The sequence below is a fragment of the Enterobacter sp. PL1 genome (assembly GCF_945957325.1).
Classification (GTDB): Bacteria; Pseudomonadota; Gammaproteobacteria; order Enterobacterales; family Enterobacteriaceae; genus Enterobacter; species Enterobacter roggenkampii.
Genome location: NZ_CAMFKT010000003.1, coordinates 116,477 through 135,456, shown reverse-complemented (window position 1 = coordinate 135,456; position 18,980 = coordinate 116,477). Strand labels below are relative to the sequence as shown.

14 protein-coding genes are annotated in these 18,980 nt (G+C 60.3%); 6 read left to right on the top strand and 8 right to left on the bottom strand.

Going from position 1 to position 18,980, the window contains the following annotated elements:
* Window positions 1–104: 104 nt before the first annotated feature.
* The gene (locus N6P30_RS04015; RefSeq protein ID WP_008503146.1) at window positions 105–1,403 is read right to left on the bottom strand and encodes an MFS transporter; all 1,299 of its coding nucleotides are present in this window, start codon (window positions 1,401–1,403) and stop codon (window positions 105–107) included.
* Window positions 1,404–1,877: 474 nt separating this feature from the next.
* Between N6P30_RS04015 and uxaC the strand changes: the two genes are divergently transcribed.
* Both uxaC and N6P30_RS04005 read left to right on the top strand, forming a co-directional pair.
* Window positions 1,878–3,290, top strand: coding sequence for a glucuronate isomerase (uxaC, locus tag N6P30_RS04010; RefSeq protein WP_023294630.1), 1,413 nt, complete (start codon window positions 1,878–1,880; stop codon window positions 3,288–3,290).
* 17 nt (window positions 3,291–3,307) lie between these two features.
* On the top strand, window positions 3,308–4,795 hold the full coding sequence (locus N6P30_RS04005) for a UxaA family hydrolase (RefSeq protein ID WP_023294629.1): 1,488 nt from the start codon (window positions 3,308–3,310) through the stop codon (window positions 4,793–4,795).
* 86 nt (window positions 4,796–4,881) lie between these two features.
* Here N6P30_RS04005 and sstT read toward each other — a convergent pair whose 3' ends face one another.
* The 4 genes from sstT to N6P30_RS03985 all read right to left on the bottom strand — a co-directional run bounded on the left by sstT (window position 4,882) and on the right by N6P30_RS03985 (window position 9,168).
* The gene (sstT, locus tag N6P30_RS04000; protein WP_008503149.1) at window positions 4,882–6,123 is read right to left on the bottom strand and encodes a serine/threonine transporter SstT; all 1,242 of its coding nucleotides are present in this window, start codon (window positions 6,121–6,123) and stop codon (window positions 4,882–4,884) included.
* Window positions 6,124–6,378: 255 nt separating this feature from the next.
* Entirely contained in the window at window positions 6,379–7,344 is a 966-nt protein-coding gene (locus N6P30_RS03995; protein ID WP_021242367.1) for a TerC family protein, read from the bottom strand.
* Window positions 7,345–7,595: 251 nt separating this feature from the next.
* Complete coding sequence (locus N6P30_RS03990; protein WP_021242366.1) at window positions 7,596–8,594, bottom strand: Gfo/Idh/MocA family protein; 999 nt, start codon at window positions 8,592–8,594, stop codon at window positions 7,596–7,598.
* Window positions 8,595–8,664: 70 nt separating this feature from the next.
* Window positions 8,665–9,168, bottom strand: coding sequence for a YgjP-like metallopeptidase domain-containing protein (locus tag N6P30_RS03985; RefSeq protein ID WP_023294628.1), 504 nt, complete (start codon window positions 9,166–9,168; stop codon window positions 8,665–8,667).
* A gap of 83 nt (window positions 9,169–9,251) precedes the next feature.
* On the opposite strand from N6P30_RS03985, the gene rlmG reads away from it, so the two are divergent.
* Window positions 9,252–10,388 carry a 23S rRNA (guanine(1835)-N(2))-methyltransferase RlmG gene (gene rlmG, locus N6P30_RS03980; protein WP_023294627.1) on the top strand — a complete coding sequence of 379 codons (1,137 nt, stop codon included), beginning with the start codon at window positions 9,252–9,254 and terminating at the stop codon, window positions 10,386–10,388.
* A gap of 90 nt (window positions 10,389–10,478) precedes the next feature.
* On the opposite strand, the gene N6P30_RS03975 is transcribed toward rlmG, so the two are convergent.
* The 3 genes from N6P30_RS03975 to lsrR form a co-directional block, all read right to left on the bottom strand.
* A complete protein-coding gene (locus N6P30_RS03975; protein ID WP_023294626.1) occupies window positions 10,479–12,500 on the bottom strand; it encodes an NADPH-dependent 2,4-dienoyl-CoA reductase in 2,022 nt (673 codons plus the stop codon).
* Between the two features lie 185 nt (window positions 12,501–12,685).
* A complete protein-coding gene (gene lsrK / locus N6P30_RS03970) occupies window positions 12,686–14,266 on the bottom strand; it encodes an autoinducer-2 kinase (protein WP_023294625.1) in 1,581 nt (526 codons plus the stop codon).
* A gap of 33 nt (window positions 14,267–14,299) precedes the next feature.
* On the bottom strand, window positions 14,300–15,271 hold the full coding sequence (gene lsrR, locus N6P30_RS03965; protein ID WP_008503156.1) for a transcriptional regulator LsrR: 972 nt from the start codon (window positions 15,269–15,271) through the stop codon (window positions 14,300–14,302).
* Window positions 15,272–15,486: 215 nt separating this feature from the next.
* Here lsrR and lsrA point away from each other — a divergent pair, with 215 nt between their 5' ends.
* The 3 genes from lsrA to lsrD are packed head-to-tail and all read left to right on the top strand — an operon-like array spanning window position 15,487 to window position 18,980.
* Entirely contained in the window at window positions 15,487–16,974 is a 1,488-nt protein-coding gene (lsrA, locus tag N6P30_RS03960) for an autoinducer 2 ABC transporter ATP-binding protein LsrA (protein ID WP_023294624.1), read from the top strand.
* The gene (lsrC, locus tag N6P30_RS03955; RefSeq protein WP_023294623.1) at window positions 16,971–18,002 is read left to right on the top strand and encodes an autoinducer 2 ABC transporter permease LsrC; all 1,032 of its coding nucleotides are present in this window, start codon (window positions 16,971–16,973) and stop codon (window positions 18,000–18,002) included. The genes lsrA and lsrC overlap by 4 nt, the downstream gene beginning before the upstream one ends.
* On the top strand, window positions 18,003–18,980 hold the full coding sequence (gene lsrD / locus N6P30_RS03950) for an autoinducer 2 ABC transporter permease LsrD (protein ID WP_023294622.1): 978 nt from the start codon (window positions 18,003–18,005) through the stop codon (window positions 18,978–18,980). It abuts the gene before it with no gap.

Sequence of the window (18,980 nt, the reverse complement as noted above, 5' to 3'; positions counted from 1 at the left end):
AAAGCCACTACTGAGTGGCCTTTAAATGCCCGGCGACGCTTCGCTTGCACGGGCCTACGGGGTTTGTAGGCCGGGTAAGCGTAGCGCCACCCGGCACAGCAAGGCTAACTCTGCGTGGCCGGTTTCCCGAGTGACTCTTTTGCCAGCTCCTCTGCCGATTTGCTTTTCAGCACCGTCCAGATCACCACCGCGCCCAGCAGGTCGAAGACCGCCAGTACTGCAAACAGCGGGCTGAAGCCGATGGTATCCGCCAGCGCGCCGACGACCAGCGCGAACATCGTACTCGCGGTCCAGGCGGCCATCCCGGTCAGGCCGTTGGCGGTGGCCACTTCGTTGCGACCGAAGACGTCAGACGAGAGCGTAATCAGCGCGCCGGACAGGGACTGGTGCGCAAAACCACCGATGCACAGCAGGGCGATGGCCACGTACGGGCTGGTGAACAGGCCGATCATGCCCGGGCCAATCATCAGCAGTGCGCCCATGGTGACCACCATCTTACGGGAAACGATCAGGTTCACGCCAAACCAGCGCTGGAACAGCGGCGGCAGGTAGCCGCCCACGATACAGCCCAGGTCAGCGAACAGCATCGGCATCCAGGCGAACATTGCGATCTCTTTCAGGTTAAAGCCGTAGACTTTAAACATGAACAGTGGGATCCACGCGTTGAAGGTCCCCCAGGCCGGTTCCGCCAGGAAACGCGGCAGGGCGATCCCCCAGAACTGACGGGTGCCCAGGATCTGCCAGACGGTCATTTTTTTGCCGTTGTTGGTCTGATGCTGCGCTTCCTGACCACCAATGATGTACTCGCGTTCTTCTTCGGAGAGTTTTTTCTGATCGCGCGGGTGCTTATAGAAAACCAGCCACGCGATTGCCCAGGCGAAGCTCAGCACGCCGGAAATGATGAAAGCCATCTGCCAGCTGTGCATCACGATAGCCCACACCACCAGCGGCGGCGCAATCATCGCCCCGATGGACGAACCCACGTTGAAGTAGCCGACAGCAATAGAGCGCTCTTTTGCCGGGAACCACTCGGAACTGGCCTTCAGTCCCGCCGGGATCATCGCGGCTTCTGCCGCACCGACCGCACCGCGCGCCAGCGCCAGGCCGCCCCAGCTGCCCGCCAGCGCGGTGGCTCCGCAGAACACCGCCCAGGCGATGGCGAAGAAGGCATAGCCGATTTTGGTACCGAGGATATCCAGCACGTAGCCTGCAACAGGCTGCATGATGGTGTACGCCGCGGAATAGGCAGCAATGATGTAGGAGTATTGCTGCGTGGAGATATGCAGCTCTTCCATTAACGTCGGCGCTGCGGCTGCGACGGTGTTACGCGTCAGGTAGCCCAGCACGGTGCCTAACGTCACCAGTGCGATCATGTACCAACGTAACCCTTTAATTTTACGCATGTAAAACCTCATCGTTATAGTATTGCCGTGCCGGGACACGGTAACCGCTCGACCGTTGCCGGGAGCCGTTCAGTAACGGGAGGGGCGTAACCGGGAAATGTCCCGGAACGGCCCGAACCTTGCCAAAAGTCATCTGCATAAGTCGGTTTCCGTACCGTTAAATCTGGTGTAACTGACACCAGGAATGCATTCCGTCGGCTTATAGTTTGCGACGGCGAAAAGATAACTTGTCATACAGCTTTAAAAGGTGAGTGACATCACAAATGTATGATTCTTTGTGGGGACATTATTCGTGTCGCTTCAAGCCAGTACTGGCGCGGCTTGTAGAAGGATTTACCCCAATTTGGGTAATGTATTTGTCTGCGTTTATTGATCTCACTCACGAAAAAAACGTCGGATGGTGGAAATTGGTGTGATAACTTTGCAGCATATGAACATACGCTTTCTGACGCTCCCGTAATGAGGAAGACGATAATGACGCCGTTTATGACCGACGATTTTCTGTTAGATACCGAATTTGCTCGCCGCCTGTACCACGACTATGCAAAAGATCAGCCGATTTTCGACTACCACTGCCATTTGCCGCCGCAGCAGGTTGCCGAAAATTACCGTTTCAAAAACCTGTATGACATCTGGCTGAAGGGTGACCATTACAAATGGCGTGCGATGCGCACCAACGGCGTGGCTGAGCGCCTGTGCACCGGCGATGCGACCGATCGCGAGAAGTTTGACGCCTGGGCGGCGACCGTCCCGCACACCATCGGTAACCCGCTCTATCACTGGACGCACCTTGAGCTGCGTCGCCCGTTTGGCATCACCGGCAAACTGCTCTCTCCAACGACCGCCGATGAAATCTGGGACCAGTGCAACGCGCTCCTGGCGCAGGATAACTTCTCCGCGCGCGGCATCATGAAGCAGATGAACGTGAAGATGGTCGGCACCACCGACGATCCGATTGACTCCCTGGAGCATCATGCCGTTGTCGCCAAAGACACCTCTTTTGATATCAAAGTGCTGCCAAGCTGGCGCCCGGACAAAGCCTTCAACATTGAGCAGGCCACGTTCAACGACTACATGGCGAAGCTGGCGGAAGTGTCCGATACCGACATCCGTCGTTTCGCCGATCTGCAAACCGCGCTGACCAAACGTCTGGATCACTTCGCGGCGCACGGCTGTAAAGTCTCTGACCACGCGCTGGACGTGGTGCTGTTTGCGGAATCAAACGAGGCCGAGCTGGACAGCATTCTGGCGCGTCGCCTCTCCGGCGAAGCCCTGAGTGAGCACGAAGTGGCGCAGTTCAAAACGGCGGTACTGGTGTTCCTCGGTGCCGAATACGCGCGTCGCGGCTGGGTACAGCAGTACCACATCGGTGCGCTGCGCAATAACAACCAGCGCCAGTTTAAACTGCTGGGTGCGGACGTGGGCTTTGACTCCATCAACGACCGTCCGCTGGCGGAAGAGCTGTCAAAACTGCTGAGCAAACAGAACGAACAAACCCTGCTGCCGAAAACCATTCTCTACTGCCTGAACCCGCGCGATAACGAAGTGCTGGGCACGATGATCGGCAACTTCCAGGGCGAAGGGATGCCGGGCAAGATGCAGTTCGGCTCCGGCTGGTGGTTCAACGATCAGAAAGACGGCATGGAGCGTCAGATGACGCAGCTGGCGCAGCTTGGCCTGCTGAGCCGCTTTGTCGGCATGCTGACCGACAGCCGCAGCTTCCTGTCCTATACCCGTCATGAATACTTCCGCCGCATTCTGTGCCAGATGATTGGCCGCTGGGTGCACGCAGGCGAAGCGCCGGCGGATATCCAGCTGCTGGGCGACATGGTGAAAAACATCTGCTTTAACAATGCGCGTGACTACTTCGCCATTGAACTGAACTAGGGCCGTTTGAGGTTGATATGCAATACATCAAAATCCATTCGCTGGATAACGTGGCCGTCGCGCTGGCAGATTTAACCGAAGGGACGGAAGTCACCTTCGACAACCAGTCGGTGACGTTACGCCAGTCCGTTGGACGTGGACATAAGTTTGCCCTGATCCCCATCGCCAAAGGGGAGAACGTGGTGAAGTACGGTCTGCCCATCGGTCATGCGCTGGCGGATATTGCGCCGGGTGAATACATCCATTCCCACAACGCCCGCACAAATCTGAGCGATCTGGACGAGTACAGCTATCAACCTGATTTACCTGCGGCACAAGAGCAGGCGGCGGATCGTGGGGTGCAGATCTACCGCCGCGCAAACGGCGACGTGGGGATCCGCAACGAGCTGTGGATCCTCCCGACCGTCGGCTGCGTGAACGGGATTGCGCGTCAGATCCAGACGCGCTTCCTGAAAGAGACCAACGATGCCGAAGGGACTGACGGCGTGCATCTGTTCAGCCACACCTACGGCTGCTCCCAGCTGGGTGACGACCACATCAACACCCGAACCATGCTGCAAAACATGGTGCGCCACCCGAACGCGGGCGCGGTGCTGGTGATTGGCCTGGGCTGCGAGAACAATCAGGTGGACGCCTTCCGCGAGACGCTCGGTGAGTTTGACCCTGAGCGCGTGCACTTTATGGTGTGCCAGCATCAGGACGACGAAGTGGAAGCGGGCGTCGAACAGCTTCATCAGCTGTATGAGGTGATGCGCCACGACAAGCGCGAGCCGGGCAAGCTGAGCGAGCTGAAGTTTGGTCTGGAGTGCGGAGGGTCTGATGGCCTGTCCGGTATCACCGCCAACCCGATGCTGGGGCGCTTCTCGGACTATGTGATCGCCAACGGCGGCACGACGGTGTTGACCGAGGTGCCGGAGATGTTCGGTGCGGAACGTATTCTGATGAGCCACTGCCGCGACGAGGAGACGTTTGAAAAAACCGTCACCATGGTGAACGACTTCAAGCAGTACTTCATTGCCCACAATCAGCCTATTTATGAGAACCCGTCGCCGGGTAACAAAGCGGGAGGGATCACCACGCTGGAAGAGAAATCCCTCGGCTGCACCCAGAAAGCGGGCGCGAGCCAGGTGGTTGACGTTCTGCGCTACGGCGAGCGCCTGAAAACGCACGGTCTGAACCTGCTGAGCGCGCCCGGTAACGATGCGGTCGCCACCAGCGCGCTGGCGGGAGCCGGCTGCCATATGGTGCTGTTCAGCACCGGTCGCGGCACGCCGTACGGCGGTTTTGTGCCGACGGTGAAAATCGCCACCAACAGCGAGCTGGCGGCGAAGAAAAAACACTGGATTGACTTTGATGCCGGGCAGCTTATCCACGGCAAGGCGATGCCGCAGCTGCTGACGGAATTCGTGGATGCGATTGTGGAAATTGCCAGCGGCAAGCAGACCTGCAACGAGAAGAACGATTTCCGCGAGCTGGCAATCTTTAAGAGCGGTGTGACGCTATAAGTACTTTGTCGGGTGGCGCTAGCGCTTACCCGACCTACTAAACCCTGTAGGCCCGGTAAGGCGTAGCCGCCACCGGGCTTTTCTTTTTAACTGCGGAGGGCGTTCTTCGCTAAACGCGCGTCTTCCGCCTGACAGGCCGCCGCGGTAAACAGCACGTCGGTAGAGGAGTTCAGCGCGGTTTCGCAGGAGTCCTGCAGCACGCCGATGATAAAGCCGACGGCAACCACCTGCATGGCGATTTCATTCGGGATGCCGAACATATTACACGCCAGCGGGATCAGCAGCAGCGAACCGCCCGCCACGCCGGATGCGCCGCAGGCGCACAGCGATGCCACCACGCTCAGCAGCAGCGCGGTTGGCAGATCCACCGGAATACCCAGCGTATGCACCGCCGCCAGGGTCAGTACAGTGATCGTAATCGCCGCGCCCGCCATGTTCACGGTCGCACCCAGTGGGATCGACACGGAATAGGTATCGCGATCCAGGTTCAGCTTCTCCGCCAGCGCCATGTTCACCGGTATGTTCGCCGCAGAGCTGCGGGTGAAGAAGGCATACACGCCGCTCTCGCGCAGGCAGGTCAGCACCAGCGGATACGGGTTGCGGCGGATCTGCCAGAACACCAGCAGCGGGTTGATCACCAGCGCCACCAGCAGCATACAGCCGACCAGCACAACCAGCAGTTGCGCGTAGCCCCACAGCGCGTCAAAACCGGTGGTTGCAAGCGTAGAGGAGACCAGGCCGAAAATACCGATTGGCGCAAAGCGAATCACCAGCTTCACCATAAAGGTGACAGCGTTGGACAAATCGTTGACCAGGTTTTTCGTGGTTTCGTTGCCGTGACGCAGCGCGAAGCCCAGACCAATCGCCCAGACCAGGATGCCAATGTAGTTTCCGCTCATCAGCGCGGTGATGGGGTTAGAGACCATGCTCATCAGCAGACCGCGAAGGACTTCCACAATCCCGGACGGCGGCGTGATATCACCGGCCGCGCTGGTCAGGTGCAGCGTGGACGGGAACAGGAAGCTAAACACCACGGCCGTTAAGGCTGCAGAGAAGGTTCCCAGAAGATACAGGAACAGAATAGGGCGAATGTTGGTTTTTTGTCCGTGCTGGTGGTTGGCAATCGATGCCATGACCAGCATCAGAACCAGTACCGGCGCGACGGCTTTCAGGGCGCCCACAAACAGCGTCCCGAGCAGCCCCGTGGCCTCCGCAGCAGGTTTTGACACCATGGCCAGCAGAATACCCAGCACCAGTCCTACCAGAATTTGTTTAACCAGACTTCCCTGCGCCAGGCGCGCAAAAAGACCCGTCGATTGTGTGCTCATACATTATTCCTGAGTGAAATTGCGTTCCATTCCGAATGTGCTCTTAGTCACATTTATGTCCGGATGTAAGTAAATGTTTGCCTGGTCGAGTATAGGGAATGCGCGAAAGGAGGGAAGCGTAAAATGCTGGATTTTACGTGTTGCGTCATGTTTTTTAACTATTGATTAACGAAAGTGCCGGGTGGCGCTGCGCTTACCCGGCCTACGGGGTGACGTTGTAGGCCCGGTAAGCGCAGCGCCACCGGGCAAAACGCATTAAGCCTGCTGCTTCTTATCGTGCTGGCGGTTAACCCAGGTATTGATAATCAGCGTCACGATCAGAATGCCAAACACCACGCCGAGCGAAATGGCGATCGGGATATGGTAGAAATCGACGATCAGCATCTTGATACCGATAAACACCAGGATCACCGACAGGCCGTACTTCAGCATGGAGAAGCGCTCCGCCGCGCCCGCCAGCAGGAAGTACATCGCGCGCAGGCCGAGGATGGCGAACAGGTTAGAGGTCAGGACGATGAACGGGTCGGTGGTTACCGCGAAAATGGCCGGAATGCTGTCCACGGCGAAAATCACGTCGCTCAGCTCAACCAGAATCAGCACCAGCAGCAGCGGGGTGGCAAACAGCAGGCCGTTCTTGCGCACGAAGAAGTGCTCGCTCTCGATCTTGTCGGTCATGCGCAGATGGCCGCGGATCCACTTCACCAGCGGGCGATCGCCAATCGCGGAGCCGTCCTCTTTCGCCAGCGCCATTTTGACCCCGGTGAACAGCAGGAACGCGCCGAAGACGTATAGCAGCCACTCGAACTGGGTAATCAGCCAGCTGCCAGCGAAGATCATGATGGTACGCAGGATAATTGCGCCCAGCACGCCGTACACCAGCACGCGACGCTGCAGAGCCGCAGGCACGGCGAAGTAGCTGAACAGCATCAGCCAGACGAAGACGTTATCAACCGCCAGGGCTTTTTCAATCAGATAGCCGGTGAGGAAGGCGAGCGCCTGAGGATCGGCCACCGCGCGGCCTTCGGTCGAGGCCAGATACCACCAGAAGGCGGCGCAGAAGAGCAGGGAGAGAGTAACCCAGACCAGCGACCAGGCGGCGGCCTGTTTCATGGTCATACCGTGCGCGCCGCGACGGCCCTGCAAAAAGAGGTCGATCGCCAGCATGATGAGCACGACAACCGCGAATCCGCCCCACAACATTGGAGTGCCGACAGAATGCATACTATTTTCCTTACACATAAAAAACAAAAACGGCCATGGTCAGAAGACGATAGCCGTTAGCTTTTTATGCATAGACCTCGCCTTCCGGCAAGGTCTCACTTACAACCACGAGGGTTGCCCGGCGACCGGATGCGGTATTGCACGCATCGTAATGACGATCCACCGGCGAAGAAGTTACTCCCCTTTGCAGGTAACAAAATATGTCAGACCATCGGTTTCGTCAATGGTCTGCGCCGTTTCATTACACAGCTTTACGCGATAACTTCCGCGCTCACGCCGTCTGCCGGGAACACCACGCCGGTCTGACGGCGGATCTCCGTTTGCAGCTTCGCCGTGGTGCGGCTCACCGCAAGGCCTGGGTGATTCACTTCGTTGTCTTCCACCAGACGGGCGAAGACCTCTGCCTCATAGAGCATAGTGTTAATATGCTGAGGCTGCGTCAGCTCCTGCGCTTTGCCGCCGCGCGGGACAAAGCTCACCTTCTGGCACTCGGAGATCTTCTCGATAACCAGCGAGCCCGCTTCGCCCTGAATTTCGCTCGGCAGGACAGAATCGCTCACCTTGGAGTGCTGCAGCGTCACGCTGAAATCACCGTAATCCAGCACCGCGACACCGTGCGCATCCACGCCGCTCTCCAGCAGGCTGGCGGTGGCCGTGACGCCGTGCGGCTCGCCCCAGAGGGCCACGGCAGAGGCCAGGCAGTAGAAACCGATATCCATAATCGAGCCGTTCGAGAAGGCCGGGTTAAAGGTGTTCGGGTTCTCGCCGTCGAGATAGCGCTGGTAGCGCGACGAGTACTGGCAGTAGTTGATAAACGCTTTGCGCACTTTGCCCACCTTCGGCAGGGACTGCTGCAGCAGCAGGAAGTTCGGCAGGCTGGCGGTTTTGAACGCTTCGAACAGCACCACCTGGTTTTCGCGGGCAAGCGCGATGGCGGCTTCCACTTCTTCGATGTTCGACGCCAGCGGCTTCTCGCAAATCACATGCTTTTTATGGCTGAGGAACAGCTTCGTTTGCGGGAAGTGCAGGGCGTTCGGGCTGGCGATATAGACCGCGTCAATGGCGTCGCTTTGCGCCATGTCATCAAGCGAGGTGAAGAGATGCTCGACCAGGTAATCGTTGGCAAAACTCTGCGCCTGCTCAAGGCTGCGGGAATAGACTGCGGTAAGTTTCAGTTTGCCGGTTTCGTGGGCGGCGTCGACGAACTGGCGCGTGATCCAGTTCGTTCCAATGACTGCGAAACGTATCATAAACGTTTACGTACTCCGTAGCGGGGAACCTTTAGCCACTGTAGCACGTCATCATGACAATTCGCGTGCGCTATTCCGCATTACCTTTTAACGATAAATGCGTAAGCCACAGCCGGGTATCAAACTCTAGCTGGTGGTACTGCGGCTCCATATGGCAGCACAGAGAATAGAACGCTTTGTCGTGCTCTTTCTCTTTCAGGTGTGCGAGCTCGTGCACCACAATCATCCGCAGAAAGGCTTCCGGCGCGTTGCGAAAAACCGTCGCGACGCGGATCTCCGCCTTGGCCTTCAGCTTGCCGCCCTGCACGCGGGAGACGGCGGTGTGCAGGCCGAGCGCGTTTTTCAGCACGTGGATCTTGTTGTCGTACATCACCTTGTTGATCGGCGGCGCGCTCTTCAAATACCGGTTTTTCAGATCCTGCGTATACTGCCAGAGGGCTTTATCGGTCGCGAAATCGTGGGTGCCGGGGTAGCGTTTTTCCAGCACCGCGCCGAGCTTTTGCTCGGCAATCAGGGTGCGAACCTGAGAAAGTAAATGCTCCGGGTAGCCCTGGAGATAAGTAAGTTGGTTCATCAACGCCCCAAATCGACAATAAAACGGGTATACTCACGCACCCTTTTCAGGGATACGCCAAATTTTACCATTCAGGAGGGCCGATGAGCCACTTAGACAACGGTTTCCGTTCACTCAACCTTAAACGTTTCCCGGAAACGGACGACGTTAACCCGCTTCAGGCGTGGGAAGCGGCGGATGAATATCTGCTGCAGCAGTTGGATGACACTGAAATCCGCGGCCCGGTTTTGATCCTGAATGACGCCTTCGGCGCGCTGGGCTGCGCCCTGGCGGAGCACACGCCGTACAGCATCGGCGATTCCTACTTAAGCGAGCTGGCGACGCGTGAAAACCTGCGCCATAACGACATCGACGAATCCAGCGTGAAGTTCCTCGACAGCACCGCGGACTACCCGCAGGCGCCGGGCGTGGTGCTCATCAAAGTGCCAAAAACCATGGCGCTGCTGGAGCAACAGCTGCGCGCGCTGCGTAAGGTCGTCACGCCAGAAACCCGCATCATCGCGGGTGCCAAAGCGCGTGATATTCACACTTCGACGCTGGAGCTGTTTGAGAAGGTCCTTGGCCCAACCACCACGACGCTGGCCTGGAAAAAAGCGCGCCTGATCAACTGTACGTTCGCCGCACCCGAGCTGGCCGACGCGCCGGACACGCTGAGCTGGAAACTGGAAGGGACCGACTGGACCATCCACAACCATGCGAACGTCTTCTCCCGTACCGGTCTGGATATCGGGGCGCGTTTCTTTATGGAACACCTGCCGGAAAATCTGGAAGGGGAAATTGTCGATCTGGGCTGCGGCAACGGCGTGATTGGCCTGACGCTGCTGGCGAAGAACCCGGAGGCCAGCGTGGTGTTCAGCGACGAATCGCCGATGGCGGTGGCCTCCAGCCGTCTGAACGTTGAAACGAACATGCCGGACGCGCTGGACCGCTGCGAGTTTATGATCAACAACGCGCTGTCGGGGGTAGAGCCGTTCCGCTTCAACGCCGTGTTCTGTAACCCGCCGTTCCACCAGAAGCACGCCCTGACGGATAACGTCGCCTGGGAGATGTTCCACCACGCGCGCCGCTGCCTGAAGATTAACGGCGAGCTGTACATCGTGGCGAACCGCCACCTGGACTACTTCCACAAGCTGAAGAAGATTTTCGGCAACTGCGTCACCATTGCGACCAATAACAAGTTCGTGGTGCTGAAGGCGGTGAAGCTGGGACGTCGTCGGTAAGATTGTTTTGCCCGGTGGCGCTGCGCTTACCGGGCCTACAATGGCCTCGAACCCGTAGGCCGGGCAAGCGCAGCGCCGCCCGGCAATGTTCTAGATCATCAGAGCTAATTTCGTTCCCTGCGCAATCGCGCGCCGCGCATCCAGCTCCATCGCCACGTCGCACCCGCCGATCAGATGCACCGTTTTACCGGCCTCGCGCAGCGGATCCGCCAGATCCCGCTTCGGCTCCTGCCCGGCACACAAAATCACATGATCCACGTGCAGCAGCTGCGGCTCGCCGCCGATCGTGACGTGCAGCCCGTCGTCGTCGATCTTCTGGTAGCTCACCGCCGGGATCATCTTCACCCCGCGCGAGAGCAGGGTGGCGCGGTGGATCCAGCCGGTGGTTTTCCCCAGCCCTTCGCCCGGTTTGCTGGCTTTACGCTGCAGCATCACGATCTGGCGCGGGCTTTTCGGCAGCTGTGGCCCTTCGGGTCGCAGGCCGCCGGACTGGCTGAGGCTGGTGTCGATACCCCATTCCACGCAGAATTCGGCAATGTTCTGGCTGGTGGCTTCGCCCGGCTGGCTTAAATACATCGCGGTGTCAAAACCGATCCCGCCGCAGCCGATAATCGCCACCTTCTCGCCAACCGGCGCTTTGTCACGCAGCACGTCGAGATAGCTCAGCACTTTTGGATGATCGATACCCTCGATCGCAGGCGTGCGCGGTACGATCCCGCTCGCCAGGATCACCTCATCAAAATCAGCCAGATCCGCCGCGTGGACAAACTGGTTAAGCCGCAGCTCGACGCCCGTCAGCTCGATCATCCGGCGGTAGTAGCGCAGCGTTTCGTAGAACTCCTCTTTGCCGGGGATCTGTTTGGCGATATTAAACTGCCCGCCAATCTCCCCCTGCGCATCAAACAGCGTCACGCCGTGCCCGCGCGAGGCGGCATTGACCGCAAACGCCAGGCCCGCAGGTCCTGCGCCGACAACCGCCAGGCGTTTTTTCGCTGTCGCCGGGATCACCGGCATTTTGGTTTCATGGCAGGCGCGCGGGTTAACCAGGCAGGAGGTGACCTTCCCGACGAAGATCTGATCCAGACAGGCCTGATTACAGCCGATGCAGGTGTTGATCTCATCCGCACGTCCGCTTTGCGCTTTCGACAGCAGCTCGGCATCCGCGAGGAACGGCCGCGCCATCGACACCATATCGGCATCGCCGCGTGAAATCACATCGTCCGCCACCTGCGGATCGTTAATGCGGTTGGTGGTGACCAGCGGAACAGAGACTTTTCCTTTCAGCCTGCGCGTTACCCAGCTGAACGCCGCGCGCGGCACCGGCGTGGCAATAGTGGGAATGCGCGCCTCGTGCCAGCCGATGCCGGTATTGATAATCGTGGCGCCCGCGGCTTCTATCGCCTGCGCCAGCTGCACGGTTTCGTCAAACGTCCCGCCGCCCTCCACCAGGTCGAGCATCGACAGGCGGAAGATGATGATAAAGTCCGCGCCCGCGCGTTTACGTACCGCGCGCACCACCTCCACGGCAAAGCGCATCCGGCGGGCATAGTCGCCGCCCCATTCGTCGTCGCGCTGGTTGGTGCGGGCGGCGAGGAACTCGTTAATCAGGTAGCCTTCGGAGCCCATCACCTCAACGCCGTCATAGCCCGCTTCACGCGCCAGCGCGGCGCAGCGGGCGAAGTCGTCAATCAGCGCCAGGATCTCGTCGTGGCTCAGAGCATGCGGAGTGAAGCGGTTAATCGGCGCCTGAATGGCCGATGGCGCAACCAGATTCGGCTGGTAGCTGTAGCGTCCGGTGTGCAGAATTTGCAGGGCGATTTTACCGCCCTCGTTGTGTACCGCGTCGGTCACAATGCGGTGATGCGGCAGCTGTGCTGCATCGTTCAGCACCGCACCGCCCTCCATGCCGACGCCGGAAGGGGAAGGGGCCACGCCGCCGGTGACAATCAGCGCCACCCCGTGGCGCGCGCGCTCGGCATAGAAGGCCGCCAGACGCTCGGCCCCGTCCGGATGCTCCTCCAGCCCGGTGTGCATCGAGCCCATCAACACGCGGTTTTTGAGTGTGGTGAACCCCAGATCGAGAGGGGCGAATAACGACGGGTAGCGGCTCATAGTCTCTTCCAGTGTAAAATTATTGTTATGTGGTCGGATGAGTTACTAATTTAGCCAGCGGCAGCGGAAAGGTAAAAGCGGGATCGAATGATTGTGATAGATCTCAAAGAACTTCCCCGGTGGCGCTGCGCTTACCGGGTCTACAAATCCCCAGGACAGATAAGCGTAGCGCCATCCGGCGTTATTTACGGCGCTGCTGCCCGCACCAGCCCCGGCGCCTGCCACATCGACGTGGTCAGTCCGCTGTCCACCAGCCCGAGCTGGTCCGCGTATACCGCCTGCCATTTCTGCATCATGCCGTCGTACAGCTCGCGGTGCGCCGGGTTTGGCGTGAACTCGCGGCTCCATTTCACCAGCCGCTCGCCCGTCGAGGCCATATCGGCAAACAGCCCCGCGCCCGTACCCGCAGCAATCGCGCAGCCCAGCGCCGTGGCTTCTTTCACTTCCGGCACGCGCACCGGCAGGCCCGTGACGTCGCTTAAGATCTGGCTCCACAGGGCACCTTTTGACCCGCCGCCCGCAAACACCAGGCTCTCAAACGTCACGCCGGAAAAGCGTGAAATCTGCGCCAGGTTGCAGGCCGAAACAATCGCCGCGTTCTCTTCCAGGGCGCGGAACAGCGTCGCTTTATTGCATTTTTCCGGGTCAATGGAGAGGTTAATAAACGACGGCGCGGCGTGGTACCACTGCTTGAAATGCATCGCGTCGGAGAAGATCGGCATTACCCCGTGGGAGCCCGCCGGCACCCGGCTGGCCATCTCTTCCAGCAGGGAATAGGTGTCCATCCCCATCCGCTCGGCAATCAGCTTTTCCTCCGCGCAGAAGGCGTCGCGGAACCAACGCATGGTCAGCCCGGTAAAGAAGCTGATCGACTCCGCCTGCACCATGCCGGGGATGACGTGCGGATTCACGCGGATGTTCATGTCGGGGTCGGTGCGTACCTGCGGCAGATTGACCACCTGCTGCCAGAAGGTGCCGCCCAGCACCGCCGTTTGTCCGGCGCGAACCACGCCCAGCCCCAGACAGCCCAGCTGCACGTCGCCGCCGCCCATCACCACCGGCGTGCCTTCGCGCAGGCCGCTCTGCTGCGCGGCCTCCCGGGTTATAGCACCCAGTACGGTGCCGGTCTCTTTCACCGGGGAGAGGATATCGGCGCGCAGCCCGGCCATGTCGAGAAGCGCCGGACGCCAGTCGCGGGAGAAGAGATCCAGCATGCCGGTGGTGCCCGCGTTCGACGGGTCGACCGCCAGCTCGCCGGAGAGCTTCGCCGCCAGCCAGTCGCTGATCATGGTGATAGTCGCGGCCCTGCGGTAAATATCCGGACGGTGGTGCGCCAGCCACAGCAGGCGCGGCATGGCGCTCAGCGCCAGCGTCTGGCCGGAGACGTCATACACTTCGGATTCAAAACGGTTGTCGTGGATCTCTTTGAGTTCGGCCACCTCGCGGCTGGCGCGGGCGTCGACGTTGGCGCAGGCCCAGATGGCCTCGCCGTTACGGTCGTAAAGCACGATCCCTTCGCGCATCGAACAGCAGGCGACGGACTGAATATCCGCCGCGCCCAGATTCGCGCGCGTCAGCGCCTGATGAATACACCGGCAGGCCAGCTGCCAGTTGGTCTCGAGGTCAAACTCCATCGACCCCGGCACGTTTTCCACGCTCAGGTGTTTCCACTCGGCCTGGCCGACGGCAATCTGGTTGCCCTGCAAATCGAAAATCACGGCGCGAACGCTGCCGGTCCCTGCATCTAACGCTAAAAGGTAACTCATGAGCTTGCCTCGCTGTTAGCGCAGGGCGGGCTCTTATTTGGCCAGAGCCAGCACCGCGCGGGCTGTCGTCTCTTCCGTCACCAGGCCATTGATACGGCGACCCTTCAGTGCGGCATAAATCGCATCGGCTTTCTCTTCCCCGCCGGCCACGCCAACGATGGTGGGCAGCTGCGCCAGCTCATCAAGTGAGACGCCGAGTAATTCTTTGTGGATCTCCAGCTCCTCAACGCACTCCCCTTCGGCATTGAGGAAATAGCCGAGAATGTCGCCGACCGCGCCTTTGCGGGCGTACATCAGCTGTTCACCTTCGCTGATATAGCCGGAGCGCAGGATCGTGGCGTCACGGCGCTGGTTTACTGAACCAATACCAACTACCGCCACGTCGGCTGCGGTGGCGGCGAGGATCACGTCCCGCACGCTGGTCTCGCGTTTTAAGATCCCGGCCACTTCGGCGGAAGACACGCGAAGCGGGGCGGGGATCATGCTGACGCTGCAGGCCGCGTCCAGCTGGCCGATACCGGTCATGTACGGCCCGACGCCGCCGGAGAGCGTCACGAGGCGGATCTGCTGCGAGCTGATAAAGCCGCTCAGGTGCTGCAGGCTGCTCATGGTGGTTTCACCGAACCCCACCGCCAGCAGCTGGCCGGGCTCCAGCACGCCCATCAGCGACTGCGCCGCGCCAATGCCTAACCGCACGTTCATCGGCGGCGTATTTAGGGCAGGCATCACGCGCACCAGCTTCAGGCCAAAGCGCTGCTGTAGCTCGGTTTCCAGCGACAGGCAGCCCTCGTAGCGGGAGTTGATCTGCACGCGGATCACCCCGGACTGGCGGCCTTTCTCCAGCAGGCGGGAGATTTTTAATCGCGGCAGCCCGAGCCGCTCGCCGATATCGTTCTGGGTCAGCCCGTCGTGGTAGTAGCACCAGGCCACGCGCGCCACCAGCTCCTCTTCCGCCAGCGCCAGCCCGGCAAACCGTCCTTCTTCCGCAGTGCGTTTATCGCTCATAATTGAACTCTTATAAAAATTTAGATCATATGTTCGTGATGACGCGGAGGGAAATTGTGAGCCACGCGACAAAACGGATCATTTCGATCGTTTCTGGTTTATCTGAATCTCAATCGATAAAACTGTGATCCCTGCACGGTTGTAAATATAGTTCACCGTCTACGCTTTTGAACATTATTAAATCTAAAAATCATTTGTTCAATAGCGGAGCGATGATGATCCCACTTCTCGACGCGCGAAGTATCAGCAAGCAGTTCTCAGGCGTGCCGGTTCTAAAAGGCATTGATTTCACGCTGCTTGCGGGCCAGGTGCACGCGCTGATGGGCGGGAACGGCGCGGGAAAATCGACGCTGATGAAGATCATCGCCGGAGTCGAGACGCCGGATGAGGGTGAACTTTCCGTCGAGGGGCAGTCATATGCGCGGCTGACGCCCGTGCAGGCGCACAGGCTCGGCATTTACCTCGTGCCGCAGGAGCCGCTGCTGTTCCCCAACCTGACGGTGCGGGAAAACATCCTGTTCCGCCTGCCGCGCGAACTCGATCGGGAAAAGCGGCTGGCGGAGAAACTTGAGCAGCTGCAGTGCCGGCTGAACCTCGACGCCGCCGCCAGCACCCTGGAAGTGGCGGATCAGCAGATGGTGGAGATTCTGCGCGGATTAATGCGCAACGCCCGGATCCTGATCCTCGACGAGCCCACGGCCTCCCTCACGCCGGGTGAAACCGAACGGTTGTTTCGTCAGATCCGCGCTCTGCAGGCGCTCGGCGTCGGGATCGTGTTTATCTCGCACAAGCTGCCGGAAATTCGCATGCTGTCGAGCCACGTCTCGGTGATGCGCGACGGCGCGGTGGTGCTCAGCGGTGAAACCGCGCAGTTCGACGATAGCGCCCTGATCGCCGCCATGACGCCGGTAAGCCGCGAGAAATCCCTCAGCGATACGCAAAAGCTGTGGCTGGCGCTGCCGGGCAATCGTCGCACCCAGCCGCAGGACTTTCCGGTGCTCCGGGTGGAGGATCTTACCGGGGAAGGGTTTATCGATCTGAGCCTTGAGATCTACGCCGGGGAGATCGTCGGCCTGGCCGGGTTGGTAGGCTCCGGGCGCACCGAGTTTGCCGAAACGCTCTATGGCCTGCGGCCTGTGCGCGGGGGGCGCGTCTGGCTGGAGAACCAGGACATCACCGCCGCACCGGTAAGTTCACGTCTGGACAAAGGCCTGGTCTACCTGCCGGAAGACAGGCAGGTGTCCGGCCTGTTCCTCGACGCGCCGATCCGCTGGAACACCGTGGCGCTGAACGAGCCGTCGCTCTGGCAGCAGCGGAAAAGAGAGTCCGCGGTGGTGGAGCGCTATCACCGGGCGCTGGGGATCAAGCTCAACCATGCGGATCAATCCGTGCGCACGCTCTCCGGCGGCAACCAGCAGAAGGTGCTGCTGGCACGCTGTCTGGAAGCCAACCCGTTATTGCTGATCGTCGATGAACCGACGCGCGGGGTGGACGTCTCGGCGCGCGCCGATATCTACCAGCTTATCAAAAGCGTGGCGGCGCAGAACGTGGCGGTGCTGATGATCTCAAGCGATCTTGATGAGTTTCCCGGCCTTGCCGATCGCGTGCTGGTGATGCATCAGGGCGTACTCAGCGGCGAGCTGCCGCGCCATGCGGTCAGCCTCGATCGCATGATGGCGCTGGCGTTTGGAGGGCAATCATGAAGATCATACTGAAAAACCGCGAGCTGAGCGCGTTTCTCGCCATTCTGGCGCTGTTCGCCGTGCTGGTGGCGCTCAATCCGTCGTACCTGAGTTTGCAGACGCTGGGGATGATCTTCGCCAGCTCGCAGATCCTGATCCTGCTGGCGATCGGCGCGGCGCTGGTGATGCTGACCCGCAATATCGACGTCTCCGTGGGGTCAACCGTCGGGCTGTCCGCCATCGCCGTCGGCGTGGCGCTGAACAGTGGCTACAGCCTGCCCGTTTCCATTCTCTTCGCGCTGTCAGTTGGCGCGCTGGCGGGGGCATTCAACGGTTTTCTGGTGGTGGGATTACGCATCCCGGCGATTGTCGCCACCCTCGGCACGCTGGGGCTGTACCGTGGAGCGATGCTGCTCTGGACGGGAGGAAAGTGGATTGAAGGGCTGCCGCCGGGGTTGAAATCCCTCTCTGAGCCTGCGGCCATCGGCGTGTCGCCCCTTGGCATGGTGGTGTTGATTATCGTGGTCACCGGCGCGTGGACGCTGTCGCGCACCGCGTTCGGGCGTGATTTCTACGCGGTGGGGGATAACCTCGCCGCCGCGCGCCAGCTGGGCGTGGCGGTGAATCGCACCCGCATGATCGCCTTTACCCTCAACGGCATGCTGGCGGCCTGCGCTGGGATTGTCTTTGCCGCACAGATTGGCTTCGTGCCCAACCAGACCGGCAGCGGGCTGGAGATGAAAGCCATCGCCGCCTGCGTACTGGGGGGCATTTCACTGCTGGGCGGCACGGGCACGCTGATCGGCGCGCTGCTCGGTGCGTTCTTCCTCACCCAAATCGACACCGTGCTGGTGCTGTTCAGGCTTCCGGCCTGGTGGAACGACTTTATCGCCGGGCTGGTGCTGCTGGGCGTGCTGGTGCTCGACGGGCGTCTGCGTCAGGCGCTGGCGCGTCACCAGCGGGCGCTGAAGTACGGTCGTTTCCAGCCGGGCAACAGAGGGGGAAAGCACGTCACCCCGTTTCCCAAACGCAAAAAAGAGGTGGCGTAAATGAGGCTTAACTGGGAAAGCGCGCTGCTGATTTTACTGGTACTGGAGATCTTGCTCTTTGGCGCCATCAACCCGCGCATGCTCGACGTCAACATGCTGCTGTTCAGCACCAGCGACTTCATCTGCATCGGTATCGTGGCGCTGCCGCTGACGCTGGTGATCATTAGCGGCGGGATCGACATCTCCCTCGGCTCGACCATCGGCCTGTGCGCGATTGCGCTGGGGGTGATGATGCAGGCCGGGTGGCCGATGGCGGTTGCCGTTCCGCTGACGCTGCTGCTGGGTCTGCTGTGCGGGCTGGTGAATGCGGCGCTGATCCACTACACCGGCATCAGCCCGCTGGTGATCACCCTCGGCACGCTCTACCTCTACGGCGGCGGCGCGCTGCTGCTCTCCGGCATGGCGGGCGCGACGGGCTACGAGGGCATCGGCGGCTTCCCGGACAGCTTCACGGCGTTCGCTAACCTCACGGTGTTGGGTCTGCCGATCCCATTGGTCTTGTTCGCGGTAATCACCGTCTTCTTCTGGCTCATTACCCACCGCGGGCGCTTTGGCCGTCATTTGTTCCTGATTGGGCAGAACCCGCGCGCGGCGCGCTATGCGGCGCTGCCGGTGAACGGCATGCCCTACGTGCTGTACGGCCTGGTGGGCGTGGCCTCGGCGATTGCCGCGCTGGTGATGGTCTCCTATTTCGGCTCCGCGCGTTCGGATCTGGGGCGCGATCTTTTAATGCCTGCGCTCACCGCCGCCGTGCTCGGCGGAGCCAATATCTACGGCGGGTCAGGTTCGGTTGTCGGTACGGCGCTGGCGGCGCTGCTGGTGGGGTACCTGCAACAGGGTTTACAGATGGTCGGCATCCCCAACCAGGTGTCGAGCGCGCTGTCGGGGGCGCTGCTGGTTGTGGTGGTGATGGGGCGTTCGCTGAGTCTGCACCGCGAATGGGTGCGATCTCTCTTTAGAAAACTATCCGGAGCGTAA

Excerpts from the sequence above, each read along its gene's own strand:
- N6P30_RS04015 (WP_008503146.1), bottom strand. The coding sequence starts at position 1,403 with ATGCGTAAAATTAAAGGGTTACGTTGGTACATGATCGCACTGGTGACG.
- uxaC (WP_023294630.1), top strand. The coding sequence starts at position 1,878 with ATGACGCCGTTTATGACCGACGATTTTCTGTTAGATACCGAATTTGCT.
- N6P30_RS03985 (WP_023294628.1), bottom strand. The coding sequence starts at position 9,168 with ATGAACCAACTTACTTATCTCCAGGGCTACCCGGAGCATTTACTTTCT.
- N6P30_RS03995 (WP_021242367.1), bottom strand. The coding sequence starts at position 7,344 with ATGCATTCTGTCGGCACTCCAATGTTGTGGGGCGGATTCGCGGTTGTC.
- lsrK (WP_023294625.1), bottom strand. The coding sequence starts at position 14,266 with ATGAGTTACCTTTTAGCGTTAGATGCAGGGACCGGCAGCGTTCGCGCC.
- rlmG (WP_023294627.1), top strand. The coding sequence starts at position 9,252 with ATGAGCCACTTAGACAACGGTTTCCGTTCACTCAACCTTAAACGTTTC.
- N6P30_RS04005 (WP_023294629.1), top strand. The coding sequence starts at position 3,308 with ATGCAATACATCAAAATCCATTCGCTGGATAACGTGGCCGTCGCGCTG.
- lsrR (WP_008503156.1), bottom strand. The coding sequence starts at position 15,271 with ATGAGCGATAAACGCACTGCGGAAGAAGGACGGTTTGCCGGGCTGGCG.
- sstT (WP_008503149.1), bottom strand. The coding sequence starts at position 6,123 with ATGAGCACACAATCGACGGGTCTTTTTGCGCGCCTGGCGCAGGGAAGT.
- lsrA (WP_023294624.1), top strand. The coding sequence starts at position 15,487 with ATGATCCCACTTCTCGACGCGCGAAGTATCAGCAAGCAGTTCTCAGGC.
- N6P30_RS03975 (WP_023294626.1), bottom strand. The coding sequence starts at position 12,500 with ATGAGCCGCTACCCGTCGTTATTCGCCCCTCTCGATCTGGGGTTCACC.
- lsrD (WP_023294622.1), top strand. The coding sequence starts at position 18,003 with ATGAGGCTTAACTGGGAAAGCGCGCTGCTGATTTTACTGGTACTGGAG.
- N6P30_RS03990 (WP_021242366.1), bottom strand. The coding sequence starts at position 8,594 with ATGATACGTTTCGCAGTCATTGGAACGAACTGGATCACGCGCCAGTTC.
- lsrC (WP_023294623.1), top strand. The coding sequence starts at position 16,971 with ATGAAGATCATACTGAAAAACCGCGAGCTGAGCGCGTTTCTCGCCATT.